This is a genomic window from Kushneria sp. Sum13, assembly GCF_052692355.1.
The window spans coordinates 203,588-218,579 of record NZ_CP199847.1 but is presented as its reverse complement, the minus strand read 5'-3'; the positions used below and the strand labels follow the sequence as shown (position 1 = coordinate 218,579).

11 protein-coding genes are annotated in these 14,992 nt (G+C 61.7%); 7 read left to right on the top strand and 4 right to left on the bottom strand.

Annotated elements, in window-relative coordinates:
• Positions 1 to 246: 246 nt before the first annotated feature.
• Positions 247 to 2,079: a translational GTPase TypA gene (gene typA / locus ACUN8C_RS00945; RefSeq protein ID WP_445620521.1), complete on the top strand. Its 1,833-nt coding sequence runs from the start codon at positions 247 to 249 to the stop codon at positions 2,077 to 2,079.
• 212 nt (positions 2,080 to 2,291) lie between these two features.
• Here typA and ACUN8C_RS00940 read toward each other — a convergent pair whose 3' ends face one another.
• Positions 2,292 to 2,495: a hypothetical protein gene (locus ACUN8C_RS00940; RefSeq protein WP_445620520.1), complete on the bottom strand. Its 204-nt coding sequence runs from the start codon at positions 2,493 to 2,495 to the stop codon at positions 2,292 to 2,294.
• 312 nt (positions 2,496 to 2,807) lie between these two features.
• On the bottom strand, positions 2,808 to 4,550 hold the full coding sequence (gene ligB, locus ACUN8C_RS00935; protein ID WP_445620519.1) for an NAD-dependent DNA ligase LigB: 1,743 nt from the start codon (positions 4,548 to 4,550) through the stop codon (positions 2,808 to 2,810).
• 131 nt (positions 4,551 to 4,681) lie between these two features.
• Between ligB and ACUN8C_RS00930 the strand changes: the two genes are divergently transcribed.
• Together ACUN8C_RS00930 and ACUN8C_RS00925 are read left to right on the top strand one after the other, a co-directional pair.
• A complete protein-coding gene (locus ACUN8C_RS00930) occupies positions 4,682 to 4,984 on the top strand; it encodes a hypothetical protein (RefSeq protein WP_445620518.1) in 303 nt (100 codons plus the stop codon).
• A 172-nt stretch (positions 4,985 to 5,156) separates the two neighbouring features.
• Complete coding sequence (locus ACUN8C_RS00925) at positions 5,157 to 5,789, top strand: peroxiredoxin (protein WP_445620517.1); 633 nt, start codon at positions 5,157 to 5,159, stop codon at positions 5,787 to 5,789.
• A 114-nt stretch (positions 5,790 to 5,903) separates the two neighbouring features.
• Here ACUN8C_RS00925 and wrbA read toward each other — a convergent pair whose 3' ends face one another.
• The gene (wrbA, locus tag ACUN8C_RS00920; RefSeq protein WP_445620516.1) at positions 5,904 to 6,512 is read right to left on the bottom strand and encodes an NAD(P)H:quinone oxidoreductase; all 609 of its coding nucleotides are present in this window, start codon (positions 6,510 to 6,512) and stop codon (positions 5,904 to 5,906) included.
• Positions 6,513 to 6,764: 252 nt separating this feature from the next.
• On the opposite strand from wrbA, the gene ACUN8C_RS00915 reads away from it, so the two are divergent.
• Together ACUN8C_RS00915 and ACUN8C_RS00910 are read left to right on the top strand one after the other, a co-directional pair.
• Complete coding sequence (locus ACUN8C_RS00915; RefSeq protein WP_445620515.1) at positions 6,765 to 7,934, top strand: efflux RND transporter periplasmic adaptor subunit; 1,170 nt, start codon at positions 6,765 to 6,767, stop codon at positions 7,932 to 7,934.
• Positions 7,931 to 11,047, top strand: a complete 3,117-nt coding sequence (locus ACUN8C_RS00910; protein ID WP_445620514.1) for an efflux RND transporter permease subunit — start codon at positions 7,931 to 7,933, stop codon at positions 11,045 to 11,047. Before ACUN8C_RS00915 ends, ACUN8C_RS00910 begins: the two co-directional genes overlap by 4 nt.
• On the opposite strand, the gene ACUN8C_RS00905 is transcribed toward ACUN8C_RS00910, so the two are convergent.
• The gene (locus ACUN8C_RS00905; protein WP_445620513.1) at positions 11,017 to 11,820 is read right to left on the bottom strand and encodes a 2OG-Fe dioxygenase family protein; all 804 of its coding nucleotides are present in this window, start codon (positions 11,818 to 11,820) and stop codon (positions 11,017 to 11,019) included. The two genes, ACUN8C_RS00910 and ACUN8C_RS00905, sit on opposite strands and share 31 nt — an antisense overlap.
• Before the next feature lie 152 nt (positions 11,821 to 11,972).
• Between ACUN8C_RS00905 and pdxA the strand changes: the two genes are divergently transcribed.
• Positions 11,973 to 13,019, top strand: a complete 1,047-nt coding sequence (gene pdxA / locus ACUN8C_RS00900; protein WP_445620512.1) for a 4-hydroxythreonine-4-phosphate dehydrogenase PdxA — start codon at positions 11,973 to 11,975, stop codon at positions 13,017 to 13,019.
• Positions 13,020 to 13,096: 77 nt separating this feature from the next.
• Positions 13,097 to 14,839: an FAD-dependent oxidoreductase gene (locus ACUN8C_RS00895; RefSeq protein ID WP_445620511.1), complete on the top strand. Its 1,743-nt coding sequence runs from the start codon at positions 13,097 to 13,099 to the stop codon at positions 14,837 to 14,839.
• Positions 14,840 to 14,992 lie beyond the last annotated feature (153 nt).

The following is a 14,992-nucleotide window of genomic DNA, read 5'->3' as shown; positions in this document are numbered from 1 at the left end:
AAAAACGCCTTTATTGCACCAAAAGAGCGCATCAACGGAAAAGGATCTGTCGTCATCCTGTCACCACAAACCGATTTCATTGCATTTCACAGCGCCCGCGCCACGATTCCAGCTATTCGACCGACGACTTAGCCTATACAATGCGGGGCCAAATTTATTGCACGCTGCTGACATGACCGTTGAAACAACGCACGGTCATGTTCCTACCCTAGAACAGGCGCGTGTACACAAAGGTGAAAACGCGTTATGTCCGACACGCTTACTTCCGGCAATATCGAGAAGCTGAGAAATATTGCCATTATTGCTCACGTTGACCACGGCAAGACCACACTGGTCGACAAGCTGCTGGCACAATCCGGCACCCTGGACCGCAAGGCGGAAAACCAGGAACGCATCATGGATTCCAACGACCAGGAAAAGGAACGCGGTATTACCATCCTGGCCAAGAACACGGCCATTACCTGGCACGACTACCACATCAACATCGTCGACACCCCCGGGCACGCCGACTTTGGTGGTGAAGTCGAACGCGTGATGTCGATGGTGGATTCCGTGCTGCTGCTGGTCGATGCCGTTGATGGCCCGATGCCGCAGACTCGCTTCGTGACCCAGAAGGCATTTGCCCAGGGCCTCAAGCCGATCGTCGTGGTCAACAAGATCGACCGTCCGGGCGCACGCCCTGACTGGGTCATCGATCAGATCTTCGATCTTTTCGATAACCTGGGCGCCACCGATGAGCAGCTCGACTTCCCGATCATCTACTGCTCGGCGCTCAACGGCATCGCCGGCATGGACCCGGAAGATCTGTCCGAAAACATGGACCCGATGTTCCAGGCCATCGTCGACATCGTTGAGCCGCCGACCGTTGAACTCGACGGTCCGTTCCAGATGCAGATTTCGGCACTGGACTACAACAGTTACGTGGGTGTTATCGGTCTGGGTCGCGTCAAGCGTGGCCGCGTGCGTCCCAACCAGCAGGTCAGCGTCATCTCCCGTCACGGCGTCACCCGCAAGGGCAAAATCGGTCAGGTCATGACCCACCTTGGCCTTGAGCGTGTTCAGGCCGATGAAGTCAGCGCCGGTGACATTGTCTGCATTACCGGTATCGATGATCTGTCCATCTCTGACACGATCTGCGATCCGTCCAATGTTGAAGCACTGCCGGCACTGACCGTGGATGAGCCGACCGTCTCGATGACCTTCCAGGTCAACGATTCCCCGTTCGCCGGCCGTGACGGCAAATACGTCACCAGCCGTAACATCAAGGACCGCCTGGATCAGGAACTGATCCACAACGTGGCCCTGCGCGTTGAACAGGGAGAATCGGCCGAGAAGTTCAAGGTCTCCGGTCGTGGCGAGCTGCACCTGTCGGTGCTGATCGAATCCATGCGTCGTGAAGGTTACGAGCTGGCCGTAGGCCGCCCGGAAGTCATCATCCGCGAGATCGATGGCGTGAAGCAGGAACCCTACGAAGAGGTCATCATCGACTGTGAAGAGCAGCATCAGGGCTCTGTCATGGAAGAACTGGGCTATCGCAAGGGCGAGCTGACCAACATGAACCCGGACGGCAAGGGTCGTGTTCGTCTGGACTTCATGATTCCGTCACGCGGTCTGATCGGTTTCCGTTCGCAGTTTCTGACCATGACCTCCGGCACCGGCATCCTGACCAGCCGCTTTGACCATTATGGTCCGCTGAAGGAAGGTGCAGGCGTCGAGCGTCGCAACGGCGTACTGGTCTCCATGGTCGATGGCAAGGCTCTGGCCTATGCCCTCTACACCCTGCAGGATCGCGGCAAGCTGATCATCGATCACGGCACCGAGGTCTATGAAGGCATGCTGATCGGTATCAACAACCGTTCCGATGACATGTCGGTCAACCCGACCAAGGGCAAGAAGCTTGATAACATGCGCGCTTCCGGCAACGATGAAAACATCGTGCTGACGCCGCCGATCCGCTTCACGCTGGAGCAGGCCATCGAGTTTCTGGACAGCGATGAGCTGGTGGAAGTCACGCCCGGCTTCATCCGCATCCGCAAGAAGCATCTCAAGGAAACCGACCGCAAGCGCAACAAGAAGTAAGACCGCGCCAACGCGTTAAGGTGGACAACAAAACGGCCTGCAGCGATGCAGGCCGTTTTTTTATGTCCTGTGTCATTGGCGTGTTCTGCCCGAATGCGCCAGCCGACAACCATCAGAGATCAAAACGCTGCAAGGCAGGAACTGCAGAGACGCAAAGGCCGCTGCCCTTTCGGGCAGCGGCCTTTTTTGCCGTTCACGATCTGGTGTGAAGGTCAGGCAGCGTCGCGGCCTGCCATGGGCGAAAAGCCTGTAGACGGCTGCGTACCTGTACGAGACACAGGTTTGGACGTGCTGACCGGTACCGGCTGCAGTCGACGCATTTCACGATCCGAGGCCCGGCCGGAGAGCATCATCGCGCCCAGCATGAACATGACCAGCAGGGCGTAACCCATTCCGCCAATGATTAACAGTGCCATGGTCCTATCTCCTCTCAACGCGGCGTCAGTGCGACACGTTTTTACAATGGAAGCCAATTTGCACAGCCATATTCCTGATGGTGGTCGCCTGCTCTGCGGCGCTGTGCTCCAACAAACCGCTGATGTCTCCTGCCTGATCGGTATCCCCTGTCCAAAGGATGATTACCGGGTAAGCCGTCGAATCAGTAACTCTATAGTACTTAATGTATCAGAAGGTAACGCAAAGTACACTGAGCAATTAGTATCATGGAAATTGAAAAGAACTATTGGTCTACGACTTTTCAATGTTCCGTATGATGACAAAAACCGACCTCACCCATTTCCTGCATCATCCTTCTGTCGCGAGGATCCTGTTTCGGCGAGCCATTCATCAAGCAGCGCCTGCACCGTTTTGTCCTGCCAGAAGCCTGATAGCGTGGCCGCATCGCTGCTGCTCAGCCCCGGCATCGCCTGCCAGTCAGCGTTTTCAAGCGAGCGCATGAATACAATGTGATTCAAACTATCGGCTGACCGAAAGACGACTTTAGGTTGAGAGCCGTAAAACCGGGCATGAGCCGGCTCCAGTGCGACCAGCCATTGCTGCAGTGACTTTTGCCCTGCCTGATCGAATGCCGCGCGCCACTGCGTGGCCCGAATGTCGCCGACCCCGCTCAATGAGCGCAATGTAGCGCGCGGCAGGTCACGCCAATCAAGCAAGGAAGTAATCATTTCGGCGTCAATTAACCGTTTCCAGGTACCTTCCCCGATGCCGTGCATATCGAGCCCGTCACGGCTGCTCAGATAGGTCAGGCGCGCCAGAAACTGTGCGCGACACCCGGGTGTGAGTGTCAGACAGCTCAGTGCGTTGAACGCTTTCGGGTCGGGAACCTCCAGCGCCACGCGCTGGTCATTGCGAATCACGACCTCATCAAGCCGAGGAATGGTCAGCCCGGCCAGTGAGATCCTGACCTGATCGCCCGGGCGAATGTCGGCTTTTTGCCAGAGTGCAAAAGAGCCGGCGCTGACATGGCGAATCGTGCGGTCATCCAGCGTGACCGGTTCAAGTTCAAGCACCGGCGTGATGCGGCCCGTTCGACCAATACGAAACTCGACATCACGAACCTCGGCAAGCGTATCAGCCACGGGATATTTCCATGCCACGCTCTGTGCAGGCGGCGTATCGCGCCAGACCCGGCCCGGCGGCTGGACGTCACGCTTGATCACCACGCCATCGCTGGCAAAGGGCAGCGCGTGTCGATACCAGTACTGTCGCCAGTGCGCCACGTCCTCGATGGTGCTGACCCGATGGCTCCAGCGCTGCGGATCCATAAAGCCCCAGTCGACCAGCTGCCGGTTACGTGCCGCCAGAGTTTCGGGGCCATCAGGCAGCGCCCAGGCAAAGAATCCGATCCGGTCGCGCGCCTGTGCGCTCAGGTCATGACGCTGCATCAGCCCGGCAATATCGGCGCGCGCACCGGCACTGCCATCGCGGCCTTGCACGTGCTCAGGACGTTTGAGATAGAGTTCGCCCTGAATCACCACCTGCTCGGGCGAGGGGCCATCAAGTTGTTCGGGAATGGCGTCGATGCCGGTAACGCCGGCCAGCCAGTCCTGACCGCTCAGGCCGTTGCCGCGACTGGTCGCCCCCATCAGTTGGCCCTTGTCATACACCAGCGTTACCGCCACGCCATCGACCTTGGGCTGAACCCACAGTGGCCCCGGTGGCAATGCCTTGAGCCAGTGATCGACCGCGGTCTGATCCGGCAGCTTGTTCAGCCCTGTCTGAGCAACGATGTGGCGCTGCTCGCCACCGCTCAGGACAACCGCAGGCAAGGGCTGGCCCAGACAAAGGCGCCAGTGTGCCAGGCGAGCCTGCGCCTGATCATGCACCCCATCTGTCACCAGACGCTCACCGCGCTGATAATAGGCCTCATCCCAGCGAGCAACCCGAGCGGCCAGAGACTCGATACGTCCCTCGATTGCCTCCGGTGCCGGACACGGTCCGGAGGTTGCCATCGCAGGCATTGCCAGCCACATCAGTGTTACCCCGCCCATCACCCACCGCTGCCATCCCATAGTTTCCTCATGCGTCAATATTCGTCACCCCTGAGGTCACTATCGACAAGAGAGAGTCGTTCTGAAGACGAATGCCTTCAGCGCAACAGGCGCAAACTGCTAGACTTTTGAGACCAACGAGGAGACATGTCATGAGCAACGCACGCGCAATCGCATGGGATCAGGATGGCGTCGATCATGTCGCCGACCATGAAGAGTTGACCCAGTTTTTGCATAAGAAACCCGGGGCCGGCGACATCATCACGGCGCGCTACAAGGGCGCCAATGTGCGTCTGAAAGTGCTGGAGCGTCAGGGGGAGGACACCTCGGTGGCTGAAGTGCTGGGCCTGAGTGCCGAGGACGAGACCCGCGTCAATGAGCACGAAGGCCTGCGCAAGGGCGAGACCGTACTGGTGGCTGACCGGGACCGGGCCTTTATCCGTTATAGCAATTGATGCTTTGACAGCCTCTTTTTATACTTTAATGGAACCAGGTTAGGACAACTCGTTGTTTGGTTCTGCGGCCTGAAGTCGTCATTATCTGACCATGACATCCTGTCGGATCTGACCCTGGCCGCAGGCCCTTCATACCGACACCCGTTTTTATTGATGGCCAAAGGAGTGACAAATGGCGCTGCAACTTGGCGATACTGCACCGGATTTCTCTCAGGACAGCACAGAGGGAGTGATCAATTTTCACGAGTGGCTGGGCGATAGCTGGGCGATTCTCTTCTCTCATCCCAAGGACTTCACCCCGGTGTGCACCACCGAGCTGGGCGAAGTGGCCCGTCTGAAGCCCGAGTTCGACAAGCGCAACACCAAAGCCATTGGCCTGTCGGTTGACCCGATTGAAGACCACCACGCCTGGAAGGGCGACATCGAGGAAACCCAGGGCTGCGGGCTCAATTTCCCGCTGCTGGCCGATGCTGATCGCAGCGTCAGCGAGAAGTACGGCATGATCCATCCCAATGCCAACGATACCCTGACGGTCCGTTCGGTCTTTGTCATCGACCCTAAAAAGAAGGTTCGTCTGACCCTGACCTATCCGGCCAGCGCCGGGCGCAACTTCCAGGAAATCCTGCGCGTGCTCGACAGCCTGCAGCTGACCGACAATGAAAAGGTCGCAACGCCGGTGAACTGGCGTCAGGGCGATGACGTCATCATCGTGCCGTCGCTGAGCAACGAAGAAGCCGCCAAACTCTTCCCGCAGGGCTGGGACGAGAAAAAGCCCTACCTGCGCATGACCAGGCTCAACAAATAAGGCGCTGACAGTGCGGGCATGATCACGGCCCGCCTCACGCCATAAAAAACGCCCGGCCATCATCTGGCCGGGCGTTTTTTTGATCACGTTGTCTGACCAGGAAAGATCGCTACATTACAGCACCTGCGCGGTCAGCTTTTTGGCAAAGCCTGCCACGTACTCGCCCTGGAAGCGGGCAATTTTCAGCTCGCGCGCGCTGGGCTGACGCGAACCGTCCCCGCCGGCCAGCGTCGAGGCGCCGTAAGGGGTGCCGCCGCTCACTTCAGAGATATCGAACTGCTCCTCGACCCCATAGCCGATCGGCACGATCACCATCCCGTGGTGTGCCAGCGTCGTCCAGCTCGAGGTGATGGTCATCTCCTCGCCGCCGCCGGTACCGGTGGAAGTAAAGACACTGGCCAGCTTGCCGCGCAGGGCACCTTTCGCCCACAGCCCACCGGTCTGGTCCAGAAAGGTGCGCATCTGCCCGGCCATATTGCCATAGCGGGTCGGCGTGCCAAGGATAATGGCATCATAGTCGACAAGCTCGGACGGCTCGGCCACCGGGGCGGTCTGATCCACCTTGCCACCGGCCTTTTTGAAGGCTTCCTCACTCATGGTCTCGGGCACCCGCTTGATGGTGACCTCGGTGCCGGACACCGAGCGAGCGCCCTCGGCGATCGCTTCGGCCATGGTTTCGATATGGCCATACATCGAGTAATACAGTACCAGTACACGTGACATCGATGTTACCTCCCTCAAAAACGCTGAAATAAATGCAGCAGAATGCGCGCCGCTGAATCAGCCTGGCGCAACCATCGTCATACTGCCTGTTTTCCGGTTCATGACAAGCCATCCCTGCGTCACCTTCAGGGGATCGCCCGGCAAGCCTTAAGCGCGTTTGAACACAAGACGTTGCGACCCGGCGGGATCATCGTATGCTGATGGGCACACGCCTCATTAATGCCGGGCGCCTACGCCTGCGGAAACCTGCCCATGCTTGAGTCTCACGATGCCCGTCGCCCGCTGATCTGGCTGGCAGCGCTGATTTCCGTGGCGCTGGCCCTGATCTTCTGGTGGTGGCTGGCGCGTGAGCGAGCCCCGGAGGATGCCAGCGCGCCCTCTCCCATCGCCGTCGGTGTTGCCGAGGTCATCGAGCGCGACCTGAATGCCACACTGAATACCGTGGGCGATGTCGAGGCTACCGACTCTATCGAGATCGCCTCGCTGGTCACCGAGCGCATTACCGGGCTGCACTTTGACAGCGGCGAGCGGGTCAACAAGGGTGATCTGCTGATCCAGCTCGATGATCGCGCCGAGCAGCAGGGGCTGCGCGCCGCCCGCGTGATCGCCGAGCAGGAGCAGCGCGAACTCGATCGTCTGCAACCGCTGGTACGCCAGGGCTCGATTGCCACCCAGCAGGCGGATGCCCAGCGCAACCGGCTGGAAAGTGCCCGGATCGAGGCGGCCCGACTCACCGCTGCGCTGGAAGATCGCACCATCACCGCACCGGTCAGCGGCCTCATGGGCCTGAGTCACTTGAGCGTCGGGGAGCTGATCAGCGCTGACACGCCGCTGGTCACGCTGGACAGCATTGACCGGGTACAGGTCGACTTCTCGCTGCCCGAGCGCGAGCTGCAGCGCGTCACCGAAGGCATGAGGGTCATGGCGCACTCGGTGGCCTGGCCGGGCCAGACCTTTCCCGGCGAGGTCACCACCATCGACCCGCGTCTGGATCGGGAGACGCGCACGCTCATGGTCCGGGCCCGCTTTGACAATCCCGACCTGGCCCTGCGTCCGGGCATGCTGCTCGATATCGCCCTGCTTCTGCCCGCCCGGCAACGCCTGGTCGTACCGGAAACCGCGATCATGGGGGAGCGTGACCGTCAGTGGGTTTATGTGGTGACCCAAACGGCGCAGGACCATCGCGCCGACCGGGTCGAGATCAATGTTGTGGCACGTGGCCCCGGCTGGGCCGCCATCGAGGCCACCGGTGAAAACACCTCGCTGAAGCCGGGCGCTTCGGTGGCCATCAGCGGCCTGCGTGACATCGGTGAGGATCGCGCTCTGGTGCTCGATGAGACCGCCGCGCGTGACACGAGCGCCCTGTTTGAATCGCAACCGGCCGATAAGCGCACCGCACCGTCGGAGACGCCCACCCCATGACCCTGACCGACCTCGCCGTAACACGACCGGTCGGCACCGTGGTAGTCTCCCTGCTGCTGGTGCTGTTTGGCGTGCTGGGCTTTCTTGAACTGCCCATCCGTGAATACCCCTCCATCGAGGAGCCGGAGGTCTCGGTCGAGATCGTCTGGCCCGGCGCCTCTGCAGCGGTGGTGGAATCGCGCGTCACCCAGACCATTGAAAACGTCGTTGCCGGCATCGAAGGCGTGGTCAGCGTCGAATCGGAAAGTAACGATGGTGAATCCGAAGTCACGCTGACCTTTGCCAGCGATATCGATCTGGACACCGCCGCCAACGACGTGCGCGATCAGGTGTCGCGGGTGGCCGATGCCCTGCCGACCGGCGCCGAGGCCCCGGAGATCAGCAAGGACCAGGGCGGCAGCGATACGCTCATGATCCTGTCGGTACAGACCGACCGAATGAGCGCCATGGCGCTGTCGGACTATGCCGACCGGTCGCTGCTGGATCGGTTCTCGACCATTGGCGGCGTCTCACGCGTACGGCTTTGGGGGTCGCAGCTGCCGGCCATGCGCGTGGATCTGGACCGTCACGCCATGACGGCCCATGACATTACCGTTGACGACATCACCAATGCGCTGGCCAGCGAAAACGTCGAATATCCGGGCGGGCGGATCGAATCTGCCACCCGGGAATTCACCGTACGCCTGCTGCCGGGCTATGACACGGCCGATGCCTTTCGCCGCCTGCCGCTGCGCCGGGGCGAGGGCACCCGCACCGTGACGCTGGGTGATGTGGCCACGGTCACGCTGGGTCCGGAAACGCGGCGTGAGCGCTTTGAGGTCAATGGTCAGCCCACCGTCTCGATTGCCATCAGCCGTCAGAGCACGGCCAATACGCTGTCCATCTCGCGCGATGTGCGTGCAACGCTTGAGGATCTGCGCGATGAGCTGCCCGAAGGCATGCACATCAATATCGTCTCCGATGACACCCTCTACATTTCAGCAGCGCTCAAGGAGGTGCTGCTGACGCTGGTCATCGCGGTGGTCATGGTGGTCGGTGTGATCATCCTTTTTCTGGGCTCGTGGCGCGCGGCGCTGGTCGCGGCCACGGTGATTCCCATTTCGCTTTTGGCCTGCGGTATGATCCTGCTGGGACTGGGGTTCAGTCTCAACATGCTGACCCTTCTGGCACTGGTGCTCTCGGTGGGGCTGGTGGTAGATGACGCCATCGTCATGATTGAAAACATTCAGCGCCACCTGGAAGAGGGGGATGCACCACTGGTGGCCGCCTTTCGCGGCGCCCGTCAGGTCGCCTTTGCCATTATTGCCACCAGCCTGGTGCTGATGGCGGTCTTTTTGCCCATCACGCTGATGAGTGGCCAGACCGGGCGCCTGTTTACCGAGTTCGCCGTCACGATTGCCGCTGCCATCGCCTTTTCCACCCTGGTATCGCTGACGCTGACGCCGGTCATGGCCTCGTGGCTGCTGACCGGTCACTCCAGGCGTCAGGGCTCGCCGACAGGACGGCTGATGGACGGCGTCACGGCGCGCTATCAGCGCCATCTGAGCGACATGCTGCATCGTCCGGTACTGGTCGGCGGTGGCTTTGTGGCCATGGTGATCGTCACCGTCGCGGTCATCACGACACTGCCCACCGAGTACGAGCCCTATGACGACCGCGGCGCCCTGCGCATCAATGTGCAGGCCGAGGAAGGGGTCAATTTCGAGGAGATGGCGCGGCGCATGCAGGTCATGGGACAGCGGCTGGCACCCATCCTCAATGACCGGGCACTGGTGGATAACGCCTCGCTGCGCGTGCCGTCACCCGGCAACAGCGAAGGTGCGGTCAACAATGGCCGCTGGATCATCAGCTTCACGCCCTGGCAGACGCGTGACCAGAGCACCCGCCAAATGGCCGCGCGCATCAATAAAGCGCTGGAGGGGTTTTCCGAAGTCAGCGCGACGACGCTGCTGCCGCGTGGGCTGAGCTCGGGCAACGCCACGCCGGTGCAGTTCGTGGTGGGGGGACCGGACTACGCCACCCTGGGTGCCTGGCGCGATCAGCTGATGGCCGCCTGGCAGGACTACCCCGGCCTTGAGGCGCTCGACAGTGACCTGATCGAGACCACGCCGCAACTTCAGGTGCGTCTGGACCGTGAGCGCGCCGCGCAGCTCGGGGTCAGCGCCGAAACGGTGGGCCGAACGCTTGAGTCCTTTTTCGGCGAGCGCAGCCTGACCACGTTTGAGCGCGACGGCCAGTCCTATGATGTGATCCTGCAGGGGCTGCGCGAGCAGCGCCTGACGCCACAGGCGCTGGAAGATATCCGGGTACGTACCGGCAGCGGCGCGCTGGTGAGCCTGGCCAACCTGGTGCATCTGGAAGAGATTGCGGTCTCTCCCACGCTCAACCGCTATAACCGGATTCGCGCCGTCACCTTCTCGGCCAATGTCGCCGAAGGCTACAGCCTGTCGCAGGTGCTCGATCACATGAATGCCACGGTCGACGCCACTCTGCCGGAGCAGGCGCGTATCGATTACAAGGGCGCCACACAGGACTTTCTCGAGGCCGGGCGCGATCTACTGCTGGTGTTTACCGTAGCCATCGCGGTCACCTGGCTGGTGCTGGCAGCACAGTTCGAGAACTTCATCAGCCCGCTGGTGGTGATGCTGACCGTGCCGCTGGGGATGCTGGGCGCCGGCATGGCGCTGTGGCTGATGAGCGAGAGTCTCAACCTGTATGCCCAGATCGGGCTTTTGATGCTGATCGGGCTATCGGCCAAAAACGGTATCCTGATTGTCGAGTTCGCCAATCAGCTGCGCGATGACGGGGTGGCGCTGCGCGAGGCCATTTTGCAGGCTTCTCAAACGCGCCTGCGCCCGATCCTGATGACCTCAATCTCGACCATGGCCGGTGCCCTGCCGCTGGTGATGGCCACCGGCGCCGGGGCAGCCAGTCGCTTTGGCCTGGGCATCACGCTGCTGGCCGGCTGCGCCAGTGCCACCCTTCTGACCCTGGGCGTGGTGCCGATCGCCTACTACTGGCTGGCCGGCCATCAAAAGCCCCCGGGGCATCGCCGCCAGCAGCTCAAGGCCTCACTGGAACGTCACACGTCCGAGACACCGCCGCAGACGTGATCCGACGGTTGACGCTTGAAGGTCAGCACCAGCAGATCGCGGTGGCCAGGACGCGAGGCGTCCTTGGCCACGATGGGCGTGACGCCGTGCAGCACCCGGGTGTCGTCGACCAGCGCCATGTCCAGCGGCTCGGCCAGAGTGAAGGCGGCCAGCTCACGACGATCCAGATCATGTATGTGTGAGACGCCCTCCCCCACGTTGTGACGCCCCACCATCACCATCGCCACGAAATCCACGCCGTCGCGGTGAAGCCCTTCGGGCGTGGGCAGACCGGCAGTGATGTCACCACCCACCTCGATTCGAAACTGGTGCATCTCGACGTGCCAGTCGACCCCGGGCGCGCAGCGTCCAAATACGCCCAGCGTCAGTTCGCAGAGAAAGGCGAACGTGTGTGTGGCCAGCACCCCACCTTCCACCGGTTCGAAATGACGTTCGATGCCGCCGTTGAGCCGATTGAAATCCGTGGTCTGAAAATGGGCCTGATGGGGCTTTCGAACCAGCGCGGACGCACCGGATGCGGCACTGAACACTGCATGACGCCTGCGCCGGTAGCGCCCGCCATCGCCCATGAAGCGATCCGGGGCCAGATCGTTCCAGTAGCGGGCAAGCGCGTCATGGTCCCGGGTGCGATGCTCGTGGGCCGCGCACCAGTCATGAAAGACCGGGGCGATCTCGCCGGCCGGCGCCAACAGATAGCCGTCGCGCTCAAGCCGCTCGGAAAGCGACGTTGAAAGCGTTTCAAGCGGGGCATCATGCGTTGGCACATCAGACATCAGGGTCACCACCGGGAATGAAGCAAGGGGTAGAGCCACCACGCGTCAGACCGGACCTGACGCCGCGCGGGGCAGAGCGCTATTATGGCACTGTCGATCACCGCCGCCCATGACATCGTGCTCAGGGCGCACGTCTACAAAAGGCCCCTGTCATGTCCGCATCCCACAGCGCCCCCATTGCCATCACCATGGGCGACCCGGCCGGCGTCGGTCCGGAAATTATCACGCGTCTGGGCTGCTTGCCGCGCACGAGTGATACGCCGCTGCTGGTCATCGGCGATATCGAGCGGCTGCGCGCCATGGCAGAGCGGCTGGGACTGGCACTGACGCTTGTGCCCATCCAGCACCCGAGCGATCTGGGCGCTCACGGCGTCACGCAAGGGCGTCTGGCCGTTCTGCCGGCAGGCCCATCCCTGCCGCCTGATCTGCCCTATGGCCGGGTCGATGCCCGCGCCGGGGCCGCGGCCTATTCTTACATCAGTCGCGCCATCGACTTCGCGCTTGAAGGCTCAATCAGCGCCATCGTGACGGCCCCGCTCAACAAGGCCGCCATGGCCGCCGCCGGCATTACCTACCCCGGACATACCGAGATTCTCGCCGACCGCGCCGGCACCCAGGATTTCGGCATGATGCTGGCCAACGACGAGCTGCGCGTGATGCTGGTGTCGATTCACCTGTCGCTGCGCGAGGCCATCGAGGCCGTCACTCCCGAGCGCGAACTGCGCGCCATTCGCCTTGCCGCGCGCGCCTGTCACGCCTACGGCATTGAACACCCGCGCATCGCAGTCGCCGGGCTCAACCCGCATGCCGGCGAAGGCGGCCTGTTCGGTCACGAGGACGACGCCATTATTGCGCCGGCCATCGCCCGCGCCCGGGAAGAAGGCATCGACGCCTCCGGTCCCTGGCCCGGCGATACGGTCTTCATGAACGCCCGTCGCGGCCACTTTGACGCGGTCGTCGCGCAGTATCACGATCAGGGGCTGATCCCGGTGAAATATCTGGGGGTAGAGAACGGTGTGAACATCACGGTGGGGCTGCCCTTCGTGCGCACCAGTGTCGATCATGGCACCGCCTTTGATATTGCAGGTACCGGGCACGCCGATCCATCGAGTCTTCTGTACGCGCTCAAACAGGCCGAGGCGATGGTGCGCGCAGGCGCCGCAAATCGCCCGGTCGGATGCAACATCGGCCAGCGGTAGTACACTGAAGGCATGACAACGCCTCTACGGGGTCTCCCGTCACGGCGCGCCATTTTCTTGATACGCGGAGCAAGGCGATGCAACTCAGGCAGAGCAATATCGACAGGCTGGCCGACGGTGCGGTCTACGACACGCTGATCATCGGCGGCGGCATCAACGGGGCAGTTTGCGCGGCAGCGCTGGCCGGGCGCGGCGTGAAGGTCGGTCTGGTGGAACAGGGCGACTTCGCCGGCATGACCAGCATGTGGTCGTCCAACCTCATCTGGGGCGGCATCAAGTACATGGAGTCGCGGGATTTCAAGCTGGTGCGCGAACTCTGTGTCTCGCGTAACCATCTCATCAAGCACTACCCCTCGACCGTGCAGGAAATCCGTTTTCTCACCACGATCACCAAAGGCTTTCGCTGGAATCCGCTGATGCTCTGGGCGGGCACCTGGATCTACTGGCTGTTCGGCAACTGCTTTACCCGAGTGCCGCGCCTGCCGAGCCTTGGCACCATCAACCGCGAAGAGCCGGTGATCAACACCAAATCGGCGACCGGCTGTTTCGAGTATTCCGACGCCTTTTTGCACGACAATGACGCCCGCTTTGTGTGGAACTTCGTGCGCACCGCCATGAACAGCGGCTGCGTGGCGGCCAACTATGTCGAGGCCACCGGCTTTGAGCGTCAGGGCAAACTCTGGCACGTGGGTCTGCGCGATGTCATGAGCGGCCGCGAATGGACGGTCAAAGCGAAGACGCTGGTCAACGCCTGCGGCCCGCTGGCCGATCGCACCAACGCCCTGGCCCACAAGAAAACCGAGCACAGTCATGTCCTTTCCAAGGGCATCCACCTGATCGTCGATCGCATCACGCCCAACAAGCGCGTGCTGGCGTTTTTCGATGAAGACGGGCGGCTGTTTTTCGCCATCCCCATGGGCACGCGCACCTGCATCGGCACCACCGACACCCGCACCGAAGACCCGCATGCGGCCATCACCGATGACGACGTCAAATTCGTGCTGGATAACATCAACGCGCGCCTGTCACTGGACAAGCCGCTGGACCGCGATGACATCATCGCCACCCGCTGTGGCGTGCGACCGCTGGCCGTACAGAACACCAGCGGCGGCGACCGCGACTTCCTGCAGCTCTCGCGCAAGCATGAGATCGACTCCGACATCGATCAGGGCTTTATCAGCATCTTTGGCGGCAAGCTCACCGACTGTATCAATGTCGGCGAGGAGATCGTTGATCTGGTCAAGACCATGGGCATCGACATCCGCTTCCCCGATTACCGCTGGTACGGCGAGCCGGTAGATGCCGTGCGCGACGAGTTCTTCCACCAGGCGCGCCTGATGAAGCTCGATGATTACACCGATGCCAGCGCCTCCGAGCCCCTGTCGACCCGGCTGTGGCGGCGCTACGCGGCGCACGCCATCGGTATCCTCGAGTACATTCGCGAGGACCCGCGCCAGGCAGAGATTCTTATCGAAGGGACCGAATACATCCGCGCCGAGGTTCGCCAGGCCGCGCGTCGCGAGATGATCACTAAACTCGAGGACTTCCTGCGTCGCCGCTCCAAGATCAGCCTCGTCTCGCGCCAGGAAACCATCCGCCAGTCGGCAGGGCTTATGGAAGCGTGCGAGCTGCTGTTCGGCGAGGATGCCCGGATGCGCTTTGATGAATATTTCCGCGATCATCCCGTGACCAACGGCATCGCTCGTGATCCCGGCGCAGGTCCACTGCCGGCCGATGGGGCCACCAATGACCCCGCCACCGAGCACGAAAAGGCCTCGAAGGATCAAAAGGAAGGGGATTTCGAGACGCTGAACTGGTAGTCGCCTCTCTTCCTTGATCAGCGCCATCAGCGCGGCGCTGATCAAACGGCTTACCACCATGACACGTTCATCCGCCGCCGCGCGGGTGGCGTTCTCGCCGTTGCCAGACGGTTTGCATACGTGCTCACACAGGTCGGGATCATGGTACGCGCC